11 protein-coding genes, 1 tRNA gene and 1 pseudogene are annotated in these 17,284 nt (G+C 67.6%); 4 read left to right on the top strand and 9 right to left on the bottom strand.

What is annotated here, in order from left to right; translation table 11 throughout:
* Nucleotides 1-69: 69 nt before the first annotated feature.
* Complete coding sequence (pepN, locus tag OXQ95_RS00990; RefSeq protein WP_267379237.1) at nucleotides 70-2,658, top strand: aminopeptidase N; 2,589 nt, start codon at nucleotides 70-72, stop codon at nucleotides 2,656-2,658.
* A 27-nt stretch (nucleotides 2,659-2,685) separates the two neighbouring features.
* Here the strand turns inward: pepN and OXQ95_RS00985 are convergent, their stop codons facing one another.
* The 8 genes from OXQ95_RS00985 to OXQ95_RS00950 all read right to left on the bottom strand — a co-directional run bounded on the left by OXQ95_RS00985 (nucleotide 2,686) and on the right by OXQ95_RS00950 (nucleotide 12,420).
* Nucleotides 2,686-3,057, bottom strand: a complete 372-nt coding sequence (locus OXQ95_RS00985; RefSeq protein WP_267378433.1) for a tRNA-binding protein — start codon at nucleotides 3,055-3,057, stop codon at nucleotides 2,686-2,688.
* On the bottom strand, nucleotides 3,057-3,728 hold the full coding sequence (locus OXQ95_RS00980; RefSeq protein ID WP_267378430.1) for a glutathione S-transferase family protein: 672 nt from the start codon (nucleotides 3,726-3,728) through the stop codon (nucleotides 3,057-3,059). The genes OXQ95_RS00985 and OXQ95_RS00980 overlap by 1 nt, the downstream gene beginning before the upstream one ends.
* Nucleotides 3,729-3,767: 39 nt before the next feature.
* The gene (gltB, locus tag OXQ95_RS00975) at nucleotides 3,768-8,273 is read right to left on the bottom strand and encodes a glutamate synthase large subunit (protein ID WP_267378427.1); all 4,506 of its coding nucleotides are present in this window, start codon (nucleotides 8,271-8,273) and stop codon (nucleotides 3,768-3,770) included.
* Complete coding sequence (locus OXQ95_RS00970; protein ID WP_267378424.1) at nucleotides 8,270-8,740, bottom strand: hypothetical protein; 471 nt, start codon at nucleotides 8,738-8,740, stop codon at nucleotides 8,270-8,272. The genes gltB and OXQ95_RS00970 overlap by 4 nt, the downstream gene beginning before the upstream one ends.
* Nucleotides 8,737-9,039, bottom strand: coding sequence for a nucleotidyltransferase domain-containing protein (locus OXQ95_RS00965; protein WP_267378421.1), 303 nt, complete (start codon nucleotides 9,037-9,039; stop codon nucleotides 8,737-8,739). Before OXQ95_RS00965 ends, OXQ95_RS00970 begins: the two co-directional genes overlap by 4 nt.
* Nucleotides 9,036-10,478, bottom strand: a complete 1,443-nt coding sequence (locus tag OXQ95_RS00960) for an NAD(P)-dependent oxidoreductase (RefSeq protein WP_242096595.1) — start codon at nucleotides 10,476-10,478, stop codon at nucleotides 9,036-9,038. The genes OXQ95_RS00965 and OXQ95_RS00960 overlap by 4 nt, the downstream gene beginning before the upstream one ends.
* Nucleotides 10,479-10,630: 152 nt before the next feature.
* Nucleotides 10,631-11,440 (bottom strand): undecaprenyl-diphosphate phosphatase, encoded by an 810-nt coding sequence (locus OXQ95_RS00955; protein WP_242096596.1) that lies wholly within the window; start codon nucleotides 11,438-11,440, stop codon nucleotides 10,631-10,633.
* Between the two features lie 35 nt (nucleotides 11,441-11,475).
* On the bottom strand, nucleotides 11,476-12,420 hold the full coding sequence (locus OXQ95_RS00950; RefSeq protein WP_267378413.1) for a complex I NDUFA9 subunit family protein: 945 nt from the start codon (nucleotides 12,418-12,420) through the stop codon (nucleotides 11,476-11,478).
* 100 nt (nucleotides 12,421-12,520) lie between these two features.
* Here OXQ95_RS00950 and OXQ95_RS00945 point away from each other — a divergent pair.
* Both OXQ95_RS00945 and OXQ95_RS00940 read left to right on the top strand, forming a co-directional pair.
* A tRNA-Leu gene (locus OXQ95_RS00945) sits at nucleotides 12,521-12,607 on the top strand.
* A 302-nt stretch (nucleotides 12,608-12,909) separates the two neighbouring features.
* Nucleotides 12,910-13,731: pseudogene (locus OXQ95_RS00940) on the top strand (DNA/RNA non-specific endonuclease).
* A 265-nt stretch (nucleotides 13,732-13,996) separates the two neighbouring features.
* Here the strand turns inward: OXQ95_RS00940 and OXQ95_RS00935 are convergent.
* Nucleotides 13,997-16,024 carry an alpha/beta fold hydrolase gene (locus OXQ95_RS00935; RefSeq protein ID WP_267378410.1) on the bottom strand — a complete coding sequence of 676 codons (2,028 nt, stop codon included), beginning with the start codon at nucleotides 16,022-16,024 and terminating at the stop codon, nucleotides 13,997-13,999.
* A gap of 173 nt (nucleotides 16,025-16,197) precedes the next feature.
* Between OXQ95_RS00935 and OXQ95_RS00930 the strand changes: the two genes are divergently transcribed.
* Nucleotides 16,198-17,283 carry an alpha/beta hydrolase gene (locus OXQ95_RS00930; RefSeq protein WP_267378407.1) on the top strand — a complete coding sequence of 362 codons (1,086 nt, stop codon included), beginning with the start codon at nucleotides 16,198-16,200 and terminating at the stop codon, nucleotides 17,281-17,283.
* The last annotated feature ends 1 nt before the right edge of the window (nucleotide 17,284 follow it).

Here is a 17,284-nt window from a genome sequence, read left to right as displayed (position 1 = left end):
TTTGTTCACGCGAACATCTCCATGCAAGCTTTGGCTGGCGGCGCGACGGGCTTGGCCTATATCGAGACGATGCTCGACGCCCGCCACCACTTCGCCCAGCCCGCCGTCACGCAGCGTGAAGATTACCGACCGCCCGAATGGCTGGTGCCGACCGTTGCGCTCGACTTCGACCTGGATGCGGCGAACACGCGCGTCACGGCCGCGCTGACGGTCACGCGCAACGGCGCGCACGACGCCCCGCTGCGCCTCGACGGCGCCGGGCAGCAGCCACTCGCCGTCCGCGTCGACGGCGTGGCGGTGAACGATTGGCGGATCGAGGGCGACCAGCTCGTGATCCCGCTCGCCGGCGACCGGCACCGCATCGAGACCGAGGTGCGCATCGCGCCCGATCGCAACACCCAGTTGATGGGCCTCTACGCCAGCGGCGGAAACCTGTGCACCCAGTGCGAGGCGGAGGGCTTTCGCCGGATCACCTTCTTCCCCGATCGCCCCGACGTGCTGAGCGTCTACACCGTGCGGATGACGGCCGATGCCGCGCGCTATCCGGTGCTGCTCGCGAACGGCGACCCGGTCGCGCAGGGCGATGCGGGAGACGGCCGCCACTGGGCGGAATGGCACGACCCCTTCCCCAAGCCGAGCTACCTCTTCGCGCTCGTCGCGGGCGACCTCGCCGAGAACCGCGCCGAATTCGTCACGCGCTCGGGCCGCCGCGTGCGGCTCGGCATCTGGGTGCGCGCCGCCGATCTGGCCAAGACCGCGCACGCGCTCGATGCGCTGAAACTGGCGATGGCGTGGGACGAGCGCGTCTATGGCCGCGAATATGATCTCGACGTGTTCAACATCGTCGCCGTGGACGATTTCAACTTCGGCGCGATGGAGAACAAGGGGCTGAACATCTTCAACAGCCGCTACATCCTCGCCGATCCCGACACCGCGACCGATTATGATTACGACGCGATCGCCGCCGTCGTCGCGCACGAGTATTTCCATAACTGGTCGGGCAACCGGATCACCTGCCGCGACTGGTTCCAGTTGAGCCTCAAGGAAGGCTTCACCGTCTATCGCGACCAGGGCTTCTCCGCCGACCAGGGCTCGCCCGCGGTCAAGCGGATCGAGGATGTGCGCGGCCTGCGCGCGGCGCAGTTCCCGGAGGATGCCGGCCCGCTCGCGCACCCGGTGCGCCCCGACAGCTATCAGGAGATCAGCAACTTCTACACCGCTACCATCTACAACAAGGGCGCCGAGCTTATTCGGATGATGGCGACGATGCTGGGGCCAGTGAAGTTCCGCGCGGCGACCGATCTGTATTTCGACCGGTTCGACGGCACCGCCGCCACCTGCGAGGACTATGTCGCCTGCATGGAGGAGGCAGGCGGGATCGACCTCACGCAGTTCCGCCTCTGGTATGCGCAGGCGGGCACGCCGCGCGTCTCCGCCAGCCTGGTGCAGGAAGGGGAGCGGGCGACGCTCCATCTCGCCCAACATGTGCCGCCGACACCGGGGCAGGAGCGCAAACAGCCCATGGTGCTGCCGCTGAAGATCCGGCTGTTCGGCGCGGAAAGCGGACGCGCGCTGATCGACGAGCGGCTGGTGCTGCTGGATTCGCCGCACGCCGCGATAGCATTCGAGGGGCTGACCGAGCGCGCGGTGCTATCGATCAACCGCGGCTTTTCGGCGCCCGTCGTGATCGAGAGCGATCGAAGCCAGGCGGACCTCGCCTTTCTCGGCGCGCATGACGACGATCCCTTCGCGCGCTACGAGGCGATGCAGCAGCTCATGCTCGATACGTTGGTGACGTCGGCCGCCGGCCGTGCGGCGAATCACCAGCCGGTGATCGATGCGGTGGCGCATACGCTGGCGGACCCCGGCCTCGACCGCGCGTTCGTCGCAGAGGCGGTGATGCTGCCGTCCGAAAGCTTCATCGGCGACCAGATGGCGACCGTCGATCCGCAGGCGATCTTCCACGCGCGTGAGGCGCTGCGCCGCGACCTCGGCCGCGCGCTGGAGGGGCCGTGGCGCCGCGCGCATGCGCTGCCCACGGAACGCCCCTATCGCTACACGCCCGAGGACAAGGGGCTGCGGCGGCTGCGCAGCGTGGCGCTCGGCTATCTGGCGGCGAGCGGCGCGGGCGACGGCGCGGCACTCGCCTTCGCGCAGTTCGAACAGGCGGACAACATGACCGATCGCCAGGGCGCGCTGACCACGCTCGTCGCCGGCCCGTCCGATCTGCGCGAGGCGGCGCTCGATATCTTCTACAACCGCTATCGCGACAATCCGCTGGTGCTGGACAAATGGTTCCAGACGCAGGCGCTGTCGCCGCGCGACGATGCGGGGGCGGTGGTCCGCGCCCTGGCGGAGCACCCCGATTTCACGCTCGCCAACCCCAATCGCGCGCGCGCGCTGATCGGCGCGTTCGGCGCGAACCAGCGCGCGTTCAACGCCGCCGACGGTTCGGGCTATCGCTTCCTTGCGGACGAGATCCTGGCGCTCGACCGGCTGAACCCGCAGACCGCCGCCAAGCTGCTGCCGCCGCTCGCGCGCTGGCGCCGCTTCGATGCCGGGCGTGCGGCGCTGATGCGGGGCGAGCTGGAACGGATCGTCGCCGCACCCGGCGTGTCGAAGGATCTGTTCGAACAGGCGTCGAAAAGCCTCGCCTGACGCAGAAACCGCGCCGCGCTGGCGCGATCAGAAGAGCCGGCCGCCGTTCGGCACCGGCGCGGCGGGCGTCACCAGCACCACCTTGCCCGCGGCATCGGGGAAGCCGAGCGTCAGCACCTCGGACATCATCGGCCCGATCTGTCGCGGCGGAAAATTGACGACCGCCGCCACCTGACGCCCGATCAGCGTCTCGGGCGGATGATGCTCCACGATCTGCGCGGACGATCGCTTCACGCCCACCGTCGGGCCGAAATCGATCGTCAGGATCAGCGCGGGCTTGCGCGCCTTGGCGAAGGGCTCGGCCGCGATCACGGTGCCGACGCGGATGTCGACCTTCAGAAAATCCTCGAAGCCGATCAAATCGGCCGCCGGGGCGGCGGGATCATGCGCGACGTGCATCAGAAATCGACATTGTCGTAATGGGCGGGCGGCCCGATCAGCTCCATCCGTTCGGACAACAGCGGGCGGAAGCTTGGCCGACTCTTGAAGCCGCGATACCAGCGCGCGGTCTGCTCGTGGCTCTTCCAGTCGATGCCGCCCAGATAATCCGCCACCGAGATCTGCGCCGCCGCCGCCAGATCGGCGAGGCTCATCGTCGCGCCGCCCAGCCAGTTGCGGTGATCGAGCAGATAATCGGTGTAATCGAGATGCCCGACGGCCGCCTTCATCGCCTCGCGCAGCCCCTTGGCATCGGGCGCGGCGCGGTGGGCGAGCCGTTTCACCATGCGTTCGTGGAGCAGCGGGCCGGTGACGTCGCGGTAGAATTGCGTGTCGAACCAGGTGACGAGCCGGCGGATCTCGGCACGGTTGGCGGCGGGGCCGTTGATCATCGCCGCCTTGTCGACCGTCTCCTCGAGATATTCGCAGATCGCCATCGAATCGATCAGCAACAGGCCGCGCGCCGCGTCGGTCATCACCGGGGTCTGCCCGGCGGGGTTCATGTCAAGAAATTCGTCGCGCCGGTCCCAGGGCGATTCGCGCACCAATTCATAGCCGACGCTCTTCTCCCCCAGCAGGAGACGCACCTTGCGGCTGAACGGGCAGAGCGGGAATTGGTAGAGTTGCCACATCCCGCCCGTGTAGGCCCGCCGGACGGCCTATGCCAAGCGCTACTCCGCCGCGACGAGCGCCTCGGCGTCATCCAGCGGATGCGCCAGCCGCGTCAGCATTTCCTTTGGCACCACCTGCCAGAAATCACCCGCGACACGGTCCCAATCCTCGATCAGCCCGCGCGACCATTTGCTGTCCGTGGCGCGCGCGTGCTCGCGCACCAGATCCTGCAGCACGCTCGCCCAGTGGAGCGATGCGAGGCGCTGCCACACGATTCCCTCGGGATTGGCGCGGCGCGCGAACGCACCGTGCGGATCGTAGACGAATGCCATCCCGCCCGTCATCCCAGCGCCGAAATTCGTGCCGACCTGCCCCAGCACGACGGCGATGCCGCCGGTCATATATTCGCAGCCATTGGCGCCGCAGCCCTCGACCACCACGGTCGCGCCCGAATTGCGCACCGCGAACCGCTCGCCCGCCTGGCCCGCCGCGAACAGCCGGCCGCTCGTCGCGCCATAGAGCACGGTGTTGCCGATAATCGTGTTGTCCTGGCTGGCGAGCGGCGACGACACCGCGGGCCGCACGATGATGGTGCCGCCCGACAGCCCCTTGCCGACATAGTCGTTGGCGTCGCCGAACACCTCGAGCGTCACGCCCTTGCACAGGAACGCGCCGAGCGACTGCCCCGCACTGCCGCGCAGCCGCACCGTGACGTGCCCGTCGGCGAGCGCGCTCATCCCGAAGGTGCGCGTGATCTCGCCCGACAGGCTGGTGCCGACCGCCCGGTGCGTGTTGCGCACCGAATAGGTGAGCTGCATCTTCTCGCCGCGGCTGAACACGGCGGCGGCGTCCTTGATGATCTGCGCATCCAGGCTGTCGGGCACCGCATTGCGGAAGGTCGCAAGTGAGAAGCGCCGTTCGGCGTCCGTGGCATCCACCTTGGCGAGGATCGGATTCAGATCGAGATCGTCGAGATGCTCGGCGCCGCGGCTTACCTGGCGCAGCAACTGCGTCTGCCCGATCACCTCGTCCAGGCTGCGGAAGCCGAGCCGGGCGAGAATGTCGCGCACCTCCTCGGCGATGAAGGTCATCAGGTTGATGACCTTTTCGGGCGTGCCCGTGAATTTGGCGCGCAGCCGCTCGTCCTGCACGCACACGCCCACCGGGCAGGTGTTGGAATGGCATTGCCGCACCATGATGCAGCCCATCGCAACGAGCGAGAGCGTGCCGATACCGAACTCCTCGGCACCCAGGATCGCGGCGATCACGATGTCGCGCCCGGTCTTCAGACCGCCATCGGCGCGCAGCCGGATCCGACCGCGCAGGCCGTTGAGCGTCAGCGTCTGGTTGACCTCGCTGAGGCCCATTTCCCACGGCGTGCCGGCATATTTGATGCTGGTCTGCGGCGACGCCCCGGTGCCGCCGACATGGCCCGAGACGAGGATCACGTCCGCATGCGCCTTGGCCACGCCCGCCGCGACGGTGCCGATCCCCGCCGAGCTGACGAGCTTCACACACACACGCGCACGCGGGTTGATCTGCTTCAGATCATAGATGAGCTGCGCCAGATCCTCGATCGAATAGATGTCGTGATGCGGCGGCGGGCTGATGAGCGTCACGCCCGGAGTTGCGTGGCGCAACTTCGCGATGAATTCGGTCACCTTGAACCCGGGCAACTGCCCGCCCTCGCCGGGCTTGGCGCCCTGCGCCACCTTGATCTCGATCTCCTCGCAGGCGTTCAGATATTCCGCGGTGACGCCGAAGCGCCCGCTGGCGATCTGCTTCACGCCCGAATTGGCGTTGTCGCCGTTGGCATAGGGCTTGTAGCGCAGCACGTCCTCGCCGCCCTCGCCCGACACCGCCTTGGCGCCGATCCGGTTCATGGCGATCGCCAGCGTCTCGTGCGCCTCGGGCGACAGCGCGCCGAGCGACATGCCGGGCGTGACGAAGCGCTTGCGGATTTCGGTGATCGCCTCGACCTGGTCGACGGGCACGCCCTCGGCCGGAAAGTTGAACTGTAGCAGGTCGCGCAGATAGACCGGCGGCATATCCGCCACGCCGCGCGCGAACTGCAGATATTGCGAATAGCTGTCGGTCGCCACCGCGCTTTGCAGCAGGTGCATCAGTTGCGCGGAATAGGCGTGCGTCTCCCCGGTGTGCCGCTGGCGATAGAAGCCGCCGATCGGCAGCGTCGCGACCGCCGCGTCGAACGCCGCCTCGTGGCGCAGTGCGGCATTCAGATGGAGCGAGGCATAGCCCTCGCCGCTGATCTTGGCCGGCATGCCGGGGAACAGATCGTTCACCAGCGCGCGGCTGAGCCCCACCGCCTCGAAATTATAGCCGCCGCGGTAGGACGAGATCACCGCGATGCCCATTTTCGAGATGATCTTGAGCAGCCCGTCCTCGATCGCGGTGCGGTGCCGTGCCAGGCACTGGTCGAACGCCAGATCGCCGAACAGCCCGCGCGCATGGCGGTCCGCGATCGCGGCTTCGGCCAGATAGGCGTTCACCGTCGTCGCGCCCACGCCGATCAGCACCGCATAATAATGCGTGTCGAGGCATTCGGCGCTGCGCACGTTGATGCTGGCGTACGACCGCAGGCCGCGCCGCACGAGATGCGTGTGCACCGCGGCCGCGGCGAGCACGCCAGCGATCGCCACCCGGTCTTCGCAGACCTGCTCGTCGGTGAGGAACAATTCGCTCTTGCCCTGGCGCACCGCCTGTTCGGCCTCGTTGCGAATCCGCTGGATCGCCGCGCGCAGCCGTTCGGGGCCGCCCCCGGCATCGAAGGTGCAGTCGATCGTCGCGGCGCTGCCGGCGAAATGCGCCTTCAGCCGATCCCAGTCCGCACAGGTCAGCACGGGCGAATCGAGCACCAGCACGCGCGTGCGCCGATCCTCGGTATCGAGGATGTTGGCCAGATTGCCGAACCGCGTCTTCAGCGACATCACATGGCGTTCCCGCAGCGAATCGATTGGCGGGTTGGTCACCTGGCTGAAATTCTGGCGGAAGAACTGGCTGATGAGCCGCGGCTTGTCGGAAATGACCGCGAGCGGCGTGTCGTCGCCCATCGATCCGATCGCTTCCTTGGCGCCATCGATCATCGGCGACAGGATCAGCTCCATGTCTTCGACGGTCTGCCCCGCCGCGACCTGCCGCCGCGTCAGTTCGGCGCGCGGATAGCGCATGACGGTGTCGCTGGCCGGCAGATCGCCGATCGTCAGGAACGCACCGGTCATCGCGGCATAATCCGCCTCGCCCGCGATCCGGTCCTTCACGGCGCGATCCTCAAGCACCACGCCCTCGTCGAGATCGACCGCGATCATCTGCCCCGGCCCCAGCCGGCCCTTGGCGACGATCGTGCTTTCGGGGACCACCACCATGCCGCTCTCGGAGCCGACGATCAGCAGCCCATCCGACGTGCGGGTGTAGCGCAGCGGGCGCAGCGCGTTGCGGTCCATCCCCGCGACCGCCCAGCGGCCATCGGTCATGGCCAGCGCGGCGGGGCCATCCCACGGCTCCATGACGCTCGCATAATAACGATACATCGCGGCATGCGCGTCGGGCGTGTCGCCGCGCTCGTCCAGCGCTTCGGGCACCAGCATCAGCTTGGCGGTGGGGGCGTCGCGGCCCGACCGGCAGATCGCCTCGAACACCGCGTCGAGCGCCGCGGTGTCGGAGGCGCCCGCCGGGATCACCGGCTTGATGTCCTCCGAATCCTCGCCGAAGGCGAGGCTCGCCATGCGGATCTCGTGGCTGAGCATCCAGTTCTTGTTGCCGCGGATCGTGTTGATCTCGCCGTTATGCGCCAGGCAGCGGAACGGCTGCGCCAGCCACCATTGCGGGAAGGTGTTGGTCGAATAACGCTGGTGGAAGATCGCGACACGCGATTCGAAGCGCCGGTCGGTCAGGTCGGGGTAGAAGATCGACAGCGATTCGGCGAGGAACAGCCCCTTGTAGACGATCGAGCGGCACGACAGGCTGCAGATATAGAAGCCCTGCAACTGCGCCGCGATGACGCGCTTTTCGATGCGGCGGCGGACGAGATAGAGATTCTTCTCGAATTCGCCCGCATCCTGATCCTCGGGCAGCGGGCCGGCAATCATGATCTGCTCGATCTCGGGACGCGTCGCCTGCCCCTTCATGCCGATCACCGACACATCGACCGGCACCTGGCGCCAGCCATAGATGGTGTAGCCCGCCTCGATGATCGCCGATTCGACGATCGTGCGGCAGGATTCCTGCGCGCCCAGATCGGTGCGCGGCAGGAAGATCATGCCGACCGCCAGCCGGTTCGGCCGCACCTTATGGCCGGACCCTGCGATCGCATCGTCGAAGAACCGATGCGGCAGATCGACGTGGAGCCCCGCGCCGTCGCCCGTCTTGCCGTCGGCATCGACCGCGCCGCGGTGCCACACCGCCTTCAGCGCATCGATCGCGGACTGCACGACGCGGCGCGACGCCTTGCCGTCGGTCGCGGCGACGAGGCCGACGCCACACGCGTCGGATTCATAGTCGGGGCGATACATGCCGTGTTCGGCAAGGCGGGTGCGTTCGTCGGTCATGGCAGCAATCCCCGAGCGGCGATGCGCGTTCGCGGCACCGCGTAAGTTGTCGTCAGCCGCTGCATCGCGGCCCAGGTGTCGTTCACCCGATCGACCTGTTCGCTTTCCGCGATCGGATATTCGCGGACCGGGCGGTTCCACAGCTCGACGGCGTCGATCCACTCGTCGGCATCATCGACGATCCCCATCTTCTCGAGCTGGCTCGCCTGATCGCGTCTGGTCGTCGCGCGCACATCCTCCGCCTCCCAGCTCAGATACGCGCGGAACAGACCGCCCAGCATGTCCTGCAACTGCTCGTAACGCTTCAGCATCGCGATGGACGCGATACGCTCGAGCAGCGGCGACTGGCTGAGATCATCATCCGTCGCCGGCAGGATCGGGGCGAGGATGGGCCGCACGTCCTCGATGCCGGCAACGATCCGGTCGCAGCGCGCAACCGACGCCCGGATCACCTCCTCGACCGTCACGGCAGCGGCACCGCATCCAGGGCGACGAGTCGCGCGAACGCGGACGGCGTGCTGCCGCGCTCGATCAACACGACATCGACCTTCTGCTCGTCGATGTGGCGGAACAATGCATCGCGATAGGCCCCGACGCGCCGCCACTCGGCCCGATCGTCGCGGTCGGCTTCGATGAGCAGATCGATATCGCCGCCGCGCAGATCGTCGCGTACGCGGCTGCCGACCAGCCGGACGGTCGCGGACGCGCCGAAGGTTTCGGACGTGGCCCGCTTGATGGCATCGATGTCGCGTTGCTTCAGCCTCACGCCGCCACCCGTTCGCGCGCCGCCTTGGTCTTAAGCCAGGCCTGCATCGTCGCGGCCACGTCGCGGCCGTCGCGGATCGCCCACACGACCAGGCTCGCGCCGCGCACGATGTCGCCCGCGGCGAACACGCCGTCGAGGCTCGTCATCAGCGTGCGGCCGTCGACCAGCACGGTGCCCCAGCGGCTCACGCCCAGATCGGGTGCGCCGAACAGCGTCGGCAGATCCTCCGCGTCGAAGCCCAGCGCCTTGATGACGAGATCGGCGTGGAGCGTCTCGTCGCCCGCCGGATCGGGCTCGGGCGCGCGCCGGCCGCTCGCATCGGGCGCGCCGAGCCGCATGCGGCGGACGCGCACCGACGACACCGCGCCCTCGCCCTCGAAGGCGGCGGGGGCGGAGAGCCAGACGAATTCGACGCCCTCGTCTTCGGCATTGGCGACCTCGCGCTGCGAGCCCGGCATGTTGGCGCGGTCGCGGCGGTAGAGGCATTTCACCGATCGCGCGCCCTGCCGCTTGGCGGTGCGTACGCAATCCATCGCGGTGTCGCCGCCGCCGATCACGATCACGTCGCGGCCATAGGCGTCAAGCGAACCGTCGTCGAAGGCGGGCACCGCATCGCCGAAGCCCTTCCGGTTCGACGCGACCAGATAATCGAGCGCCGCGACCACGCCGGCCGAGTCTGCGCCGCTCACGTCCACCGCACGGGCGCGGTAGACGCCCGTCGCGATCAGGATGGCATCGTGGCGCGCGCGCAATTCGTCGAGACCCGCATCCTCGCCCACCGCGAAGCCGTGATGGAAGACGATCCCGCCGGCCTTCAGCCGGTCGATGCGCCGCGTCACGACGGGCTTTTCCAGCTTGAAGCCAGGAATCCCATAGGTGAGCAGACCACCCGCGCGGTCGTACCGGTCATAGACGTGCACGTCATAGCCGGCCGCGCGCAGATATTCCGCCGCTGTCAGCCCGGCGGGCCCGGCGCCGATCACACCCACCGACTGACCGCGCGGCCGGCCGGGCACGAGCGGCTCGACCCAGCCCTCTTCCCACGCCGTATCGGTGATGAACTTCTCGACCGAGCCGATCGTCACTGCGCCATGCCCTGAGAATTCGATCACGCAATTGCCCTCGCACAGCCGGTCCTGCGGGCAGATCCGGCCGCAGATCTCGGGCATGGTCGACGTCGCGTTGCTCAGCTCATAGGCTTCACGCAGCCGCCCCTCGGCGGTCAGGCGCAGCCAATCGGGGATGTGATTGTGCAGCGGACAATGCACCGAGCAATAGGGCACGCCGCATTGCGAGCAGCGCCCGGCCTGATCCTCCGCCGAGGGCACCGCGTAGCGATCCGCGATCTCGCGGAAATCGGCGGCGCGGTCGCCAGCAGCCCGTTTGCCGGGATAGGCCTGCTCACGCTCGACAAATTGCAGCATTCGATCGTTCGCCATGACGGACCTCCGCCATGGCCATTAGTTGCGTTTTACTCCGGAGTCACGCACGAATTGCTAGTATAGGCAGCAATACTGCCATAATTGGCGCCAGTTTTTCGATAGCCGTGCCAAAAACGACCGCTATCCGAAGAACAGGGTCCGCCGTGGCCCTAACGTGTCAAGAGCCACACCAGCGCACCACCACCGGCAAGGATCCGGTAGATCGCGAACGGCACGAAGCCATGTTTCGTGACGATCCCCACGAACCAGCGCACCACGAGCAGCGCGACGACGAACGCCACCGCCGCACCGATCGCGATCGCCGCCAGCCCCACGCCCTGCCCGCCTGCCAGCACGTGGCGATCCTTGAACAGTTCGAGCGCGCTCGCGCCCAGCATCGTCGGGATGGCGAGGAAGAAGCTGAACTCGGCCGCGGTGCGCCGTTCGACCCCCAATGCCAGCGCGCCGAGGATCGTCGCGCCCGAGCGGCTGACGCCCGGCACCATCGCGAGGCACTGGAGAAAGCCGATCCCGACGACCTTGCCGAGCGGAATTTCCGCCACGCCCGAGATTCTTCCCGGCGGCGCGAACCGCTCGACCGCCAGGATCGCGAACCCGCCGACGATCAGCGCGATTGCAACGACGTCCGCATTGCCGAGCAGGGCCTCGATCCGCTTGTGCAGCGCCAGCCCGATCACCGCCGCGGGCAGAAACGCCACCAGCAGGTTGCGCACGAAGCGGATCGAGGCGGGCTCGCGGCGCGCCAACCCCATCAGCACCGCCCAGAAGGTGCGCCAGTACAGCACCACGATCGCGAGGATGGCGCCGAGCTGGATGACGACGTTGAACACCTTCCACGGCTCCGCGTCATAGCCGAGCAGCCGCGTGGCAAGGATCAGATGCCCGGTCGAGGAGACGGGCAGGAACTCCGTCACGCCCTCCACGATCCCGAGGAGGATGACGGTCAGCAGGTCGGTCACGCGATTCTCCGGGAAGGGCCTTCAGGACGAAGCGATCAGGCGGCGAGATCCTCGACGCGGCGGTTGAACCGGCCCTGGCGGCGGAAGCGCACCAGCCAGTCGGGGGCGACGGACGCGAGCGGCGTGGGCACGACGCCCAGCGCGGCCAGCCCCGGCATCCCGTCGGACACGACATTGTCGTGCTGGAGCATCAGCCATTGATCCCAGGTGATCGGCGCGCCGGGCAGCATGCCGGCGCGTGCGATCGCCGAGCCGACGAGATCGGGCACGTCGACGATCGCCACGTCGCGGTGAAGCGCGCCGGCGATCCAGCGCACCAGCGCGCCCATCGCGAGTATGTCGGGTCCGCCCAGCTCATAGGTGTTGCCCATCGTGCCCTGCGGCGCGGTGGCGGCGTTGGCGATGGCGACGCCGACATCGCCGACGAACACCGGCTGGAACTTCGCGGTGGCGCGGATCACCGGCACCACGGGCAGCTTCGCGATCATGCCCGCGAATCGGTTCACGAACGCATCTTCGGGGCCGAACACCACCGAAGGGCGCATGATCGTGGCATCGGCGAAGGCGGCACGCACCGCAGCCTCGCCCTCGCCCTTCGACCGGCCGTAAGCCGACGGGCTGCGTGCATCCGCGCCGATCGCGGAGACGTGGATCAGCGACTCGACGCCCGCCGCGCGCGCCGCCTCGGCGACATGCCGCGCGCCGGCGACATGGATCCGGTCGAAATTGCCGCCGAGGATGCCGACGAGGTTCACCACCGAATCGGACCCCTCGACCGCGCGCGCGACCGTTTCGGGACGGTTCACGTCGATCGCGACGAACTGCGTCTGCCCCAGCCCGCCCTGCGGCCGCAGAAAATACGCCTGCCGCGGATCGCGCTGCGCGATCCGCACGCGCGCGCCCGCCGCCAGCAGCCCCTGCGCCACGTAGCGGCCGAGAAATCCCCCGCCGCCGATCAGCGTCACCAGCCTGTCGTTCATGCCCGTCCTGCCCTCGCTCGTCTCGCGATCGCCCTTGCCCCAGCAAGCGCCCAGTTGACAAGGCCGCCGACCGTCCCCTAGAGGCGCCGGCCTACCCCGTGCCCAGATGGCGGAATTGGTAGACGCACCAGCTTCAGGTGCTGGCGATCGCAAGGTCGTGGAGGTTCGAGTCCTCTTCTGGGCACCATACTCGTGCAAGCGAGTCTTATTGCGGATAAATCCGGGCACCATCACTTAGGTGCCGAACGGGCCGCCCTAGCCGGCTCCGGCTTGACATGTTGGAGAATGTTGCTCGGATGTTCTCGCCGCGTGGGCAGCCGGGCGGCAGATAATCGGCATGTCAGACGACGAACGGCGGCGTGCCTTCTCGATATGGCTGCGAAGCGGCAGGCTGTCATCGCCAAGAAGTGCCGATGGGATCGAACTCAAGTTCAATCGATGGCATGATCCCGAAACCGGACGGTTCACTTTCGTAGATACTGGGCGGCAGTGGGGCGGCGGGTTCTCCGGCGGTGGTGGCGGAAAGGTTGGTTGCGGCGGTGCGACCGAGGCACATGGACCGGTGGCGAGTTTACCGGAGGTGGCGGCGGTAGCTTTGGTGGCGCGGGGGCATCGGGAACATGGGGTCCATCCGAGCCAAGACGTCTTCCGGCCTCCTCACTCGGTTCGGGGATCGTCATCGGGTCTGCGGATCGCTCCGGCGCGACGGGCACGGCATCGCCACGATCTGCAAGCGCGCAAAGCGAGCGATTTCGTACGGTCGTTCGAAACGGCTACACCTATCAAATCGACACGCGAGAACGAACGCGGCATGTTTCCGGCATGTTGACGATTGCCGACACGCCATCGCGGTCTCGTACGTCACAGCGGCAGGCAGGTGGGGCGGAACGCAGGGCGAGCGACGACGGTGGTCATTACGTCGCGGCGCGCTTCAACGGTCCCACCTAGCCTTCAACCATTTCGCACAGATGCGAATTCAACCGGGGCAGCTACCGTCTGCTCGAGAACGAATGGGCGCGGGACAAGCGTGCCGGACGGGCGGTGGCGGTGAAAATCGTTCCGCAATTCAGCGGCCACTCCATTCCGCCGTCGACGATCAATGTGCGGCGGACAATTTGCAAAGAGAAAAGCCAACAATTTTCCAATGAACGATCGGAGAAGCGCCATGGCAGAAACGGAATCGGAAAAGCTGCTGGCTGGGATCGGCGGGTTGCTGATGGCCGACGATCACTATCCGTCGGAGCCAACGCTACTATACGCCCAATTCGATCGCAACGTAACTGGGCAACCGGTCTTCAAGGATCTGGGTAAAACCGCTGGGCGGAAATCGCATATTTCATCAGGGCAACACCTTCGAGGTGGCATATACTAAGCCGATGAGATCGATCCGGACGAGGATGTCATGGACCGGCGCGATCGCATCGTGAAGCGGCATTTCGGCGACATGCCGGTCGTCTACCCCTCTTCTCCGCTGGAGGACGACATCCCCAGCTATGATCTGTGAATGGGCCGGGGGTGGGGCGATCGGCACCGGGCCGATCGCGTTACCGTGGCTGGATACCGGACAGCCAGATCGTCACCCCGCAGGCGCGAAGGAGAAGAGCTGGGTGACGATCGACGCCGGCGCGCCGGGCTTGAACCAATTCGTGTCCTGGATGTGGCTCGCGGTCACGTAGATGCGGCCATCTGGCCCTTCCGAGAAGGTATCGGGCCAGCGCAGGCGGCGATCGGTCAGTACCGGCTCGACATGATCGCCGACGAGGCGGGAGATGCCGTTGTCGGTCGGCGAGGTGATGTAGAGCGTGCCCGCCTTGCTCATCCACAGCCCGTCGGCGACGTGCGTGCGCGCCACCGTCCGCACGCCTGCCGCGCGTGCCGCTTCATCGACCTCCGGGCGCAGCAGCGCGGTGTCGATCGCATAGAGCGTGTTGCCCGTCAGCGCCTGATAATAGAGCGTGCGGCCATCGTTGGAGATCGCGATCCCGTCCGCGGCGAAGGCGGGCTGGCGGCCATCCGGCCGGACGAGCGGCTTGCCGTCGACCGTGACGGTCACCGTCTTGTCGATCTGGGTCGAGGCATGGCCGTCGAGCGCACGGAAGCCCTTGCCGGTTTCCAGATCGACCACGATGATCGCGCCGCGCGTGCCGCTGTCGGTGATGTACCCCGTCTTGCCGTCGGGCGAGAAGCGGATGTCGTTGAGATAGGTGCCCTGGAGCGCCACATCGAGCGGCAGCTTCACGACCTTCGTCACGCGGTTGGTGGCGAGATCGATCCGGACGATCTTGGGCGCACCCTCCAGGATCTTCTCGTTGCCCGGGGCGCCGGGATCGAGCACCCAGAGATGGCCGTGCCCATCGGGCACGATCGACTGGACGCAGACGAAATAGTCGCCGACCGGCAGTTCGTTGGCGCGCGCGTTGCGCCAGCTGTTCCATTTGGCATCGGGATAGGGGCGCAGCGTGCCGTTCTTCAGCACCTCGGCGACCGAGATCGGCGCATCGTCGGTCCACCGCGGGAAGTTGACGAACCGGCGGCCGTCGGCGGTGACGGCGACGCCGGTAACCTGATGATCGAACTGCGCCACCTGCGTCAGCGCGGTCGATCGGGTCTGCGCCTGCGCGACGCCGATCGCCGAAGCGGCGACGACGCCCACCGCGGCGAGGCCGATGAGCAATGGCTTGGTCTTGGTCATGATGAGGCTCCGGTCGGTGGTGTCGGTGAGCGCGGCGGGATCGCCGGTGAACAGGTGAATCAGGTGCCGCGCGACGGCATCGGGCGCTTCGCGCTGCGGGAAATGGCCGACGCCCGAGAGCGTGACGAAGGCGAACGGACCGGTGAACTTCGCGGGCACGCGTTCGCTGGCGGAGGGCGGGTTCACGCCGTCGCGCGCGCCCTGGATATAGAGCGCCGGGAGCGACAGTGCCGGGGTCGCCTTCACCTTCTCCTCCAGCCACAGGCTGCGCGGATCGGGAGCGGCCTCGTCCCAGCGCGCGCGGTAGCTGTGGAGCGTGACGTCGGCCCAGTCGGGATTCTCGAACGCGCGCGCCACCCGGTCGAACGTCGCTTCGTCGAACCAGCCCGGCGGAGACCAGTTCACCCAGTGGATATGCGCGAAGCCCTTGCGATCGTCGCGCACCGCCTGCGCGCCGCGGGCGGTGGCCATGAACCAGTGATACCATTGGCGCTGGGCCTGTTCGAACGGCGGCGTCGGCATGCCGCCCATCCGCGGCGGCGTGGCCAGCATCGCCAGCCGCTCGACTCGATCGGGCCAGCCGACCGCCAGCGCCTCGGCGGCGTTCGAGCCCCAATCATGCCCGGCGACCATGAACCGGTCGATGCCCAGCGCATCCAGCAGCGCGATCGCATCCATCGCCAGGATCGCGCTGTTGCCGGTGCGCGGCGCATCGCCGCGGAACCGGCTTTCGCCGAAGCCGCGGAGCGTCGGCACGATCACGCGCAACCCCGCGTCCGCCAGCGCCGCCGCCACCCGATCCCAGCTCGACGCATCGTCGGGCCAGCCGTGAAGCAGCAGCACCGGGCGGCCGGAGGATGGCCCGAATTCGGAATAGGCGATCGTCAGATCGTCGGTGAGGATGGCGGGCATGCGGCAACACTCGTTCTTGGCAATGTCGCCACCAGAACCCGGTAGATCACGCAGCGTTCCGCCTTAAGCTGTTCCCTGTGATGTGCATCAGTGCTTCCATTTTCAGCGGCGCGACGGGGGAACGAGGCTTTGCCGGCCATGTTTGGGGCCGAAGCGGAAACAGGACATCATCCATGACCATCACGCTTTTACTGGCCGCCGCGTTGCTCGGGGCATCGGGCGCCGCCACCGCGCAATCGCGCTCTTCGACGGACGCGCCACCGCCCCTGCCCCCGCGCATCGCTACGCAGCCACCCGTAGCCGCCGCCGACATGCAGGCGGTGCTGGATCAGCTCGCGCGCCTCGGATCGAAGCCGATCGAGACGCTGACGCCGGCCGAGGCGCGGATCCAGCCCTCTGCGGCGGATGCGGTGCGCGCGGTGATGCGCCGGAAGGGCCTGCCCACCGCGCCCGATCCGGCGGTGACCACGCGCGACCTGCCCTATGGCAGCGATCCGATGCACTATGCGCGGATCTACACACCCGTGGCGGCGACGGGCGCGCCGATGCCCGTGATCGTCTATTATCACGGCGGCGGCTGGGTGCTCGCGGATGTGACCGCCTATGACGCGCTGCCCCGGCTGTTCTCCCGGCAACTGAACGCGATCGTCGTGTCGGTCGAATATCGCCACGCGCCCGAATTCAAGTTTCCGGCGCAGCATGACGACGCGTTCGCCGCCTATCGCTGGGTGTTGCGCAATGCGGCGAGCTGGGGCGGCGACACCGCCAGGCTCGCGCTGGCCGGCGAAGGCGCCGGCGGCAATCTGGCGATCGCCACCGCCATCCGGGCGCGCGACGACGGCCTGACCAGGCCCGTCCATGTCCTGGCGGTCGATCCGATCGCGAACAGCAGCATGGCGCTGCCGTCGCGGATGGATGCCGCTAACGCCCGGCCGCTGAACGGCGCGATGCTGAACTGGTTCGCCTATTACGAAACGAACAGGACGGCCGACCTGCAGGATTCGCGGCTCAATCTGGTCGGCGCCAACCTGCACGGCCTGCCGCCGACGACGATCGTCAACGCACAGATCGATCCGCTCCGCTCGGACGGCGAGACGCTGGCCGCCGCGATGAAGGCCGCAGGCGACACGGTCGAGCAACGCACCTTCCCCGGCGTCACGCACGCGATGTTCGGCATGGGCGCGATCGTTCGCGGCGCCTATGATGCCGATCGCTATGCCATCGCCCGGCTGAGGCGCGCCCTCGGCATTGCCGACTGAT

The organism is Sphingomonas sp. GC_Shp_6 (assembly GCF_026540835.1).
Taxonomy (GTDB): Bacteria; Pseudomonadota; Alphaproteobacteria; order Sphingomonadales; family Sphingomonadaceae; genus Sphingomonas.
Note: the sequence above shows the minus strand (reverse complement) of the source record. Positions and strands in the feature narration are given on the sequence as shown.

Coding starts and splice junctions, on each gene's coding strand:
- pepN (WP_267379237.1), top strand. CDS start 70: ATGCTCGACGCCCGCCACCACTTCGCCCAGCCCGCCGTCACGCAGCGT.
- OXQ95_RS00985 (WP_267378433.1), bottom strand. CDS start 3,057: ATGCACGTCGCGCATGATCCCGCCGCCCCGGCGGCCGATTTGATCGGC.
- OXQ95_RS00980 (WP_267378430.1), bottom strand. CDS start 3,728: ATGTGGCAACTCTACCAATTCCCGCTCTGCCCGTTCAGCCGCAAGGTG.
- gltB (WP_267378427.1), bottom strand. CDS start 8,273: ATGACCGACGAACGCACCCGCCTTGCCGAACACGGCATGTATCGCCCC.
- OXQ95_RS00960 (WP_242096595.1), bottom strand. CDS start 10,478: ATGGCGAACGATCGAATGCTGCAATTTGTCGAGCGTGAGCAGGCCTAT.
- OXQ95_RS00950 (WP_267378413.1), bottom strand. CDS start 12,420: ATGAACGACAGGCTGGTGACGCTGATCGGCGGCGGGGGATTTCTCGGC.
- OXQ95_RS00935 (WP_267378410.1), bottom strand. CDS start 16,024: ATGCCCGCCATCCTCACCGACGATCTGACGATCGCCTATTCCGAATTC.
- OXQ95_RS00930 (WP_267378407.1), top strand. CDS start 16,198: ATGACCATCACGCTTTTACTGGCCGCCGCGTTGCTCGGGGCATCGGGC.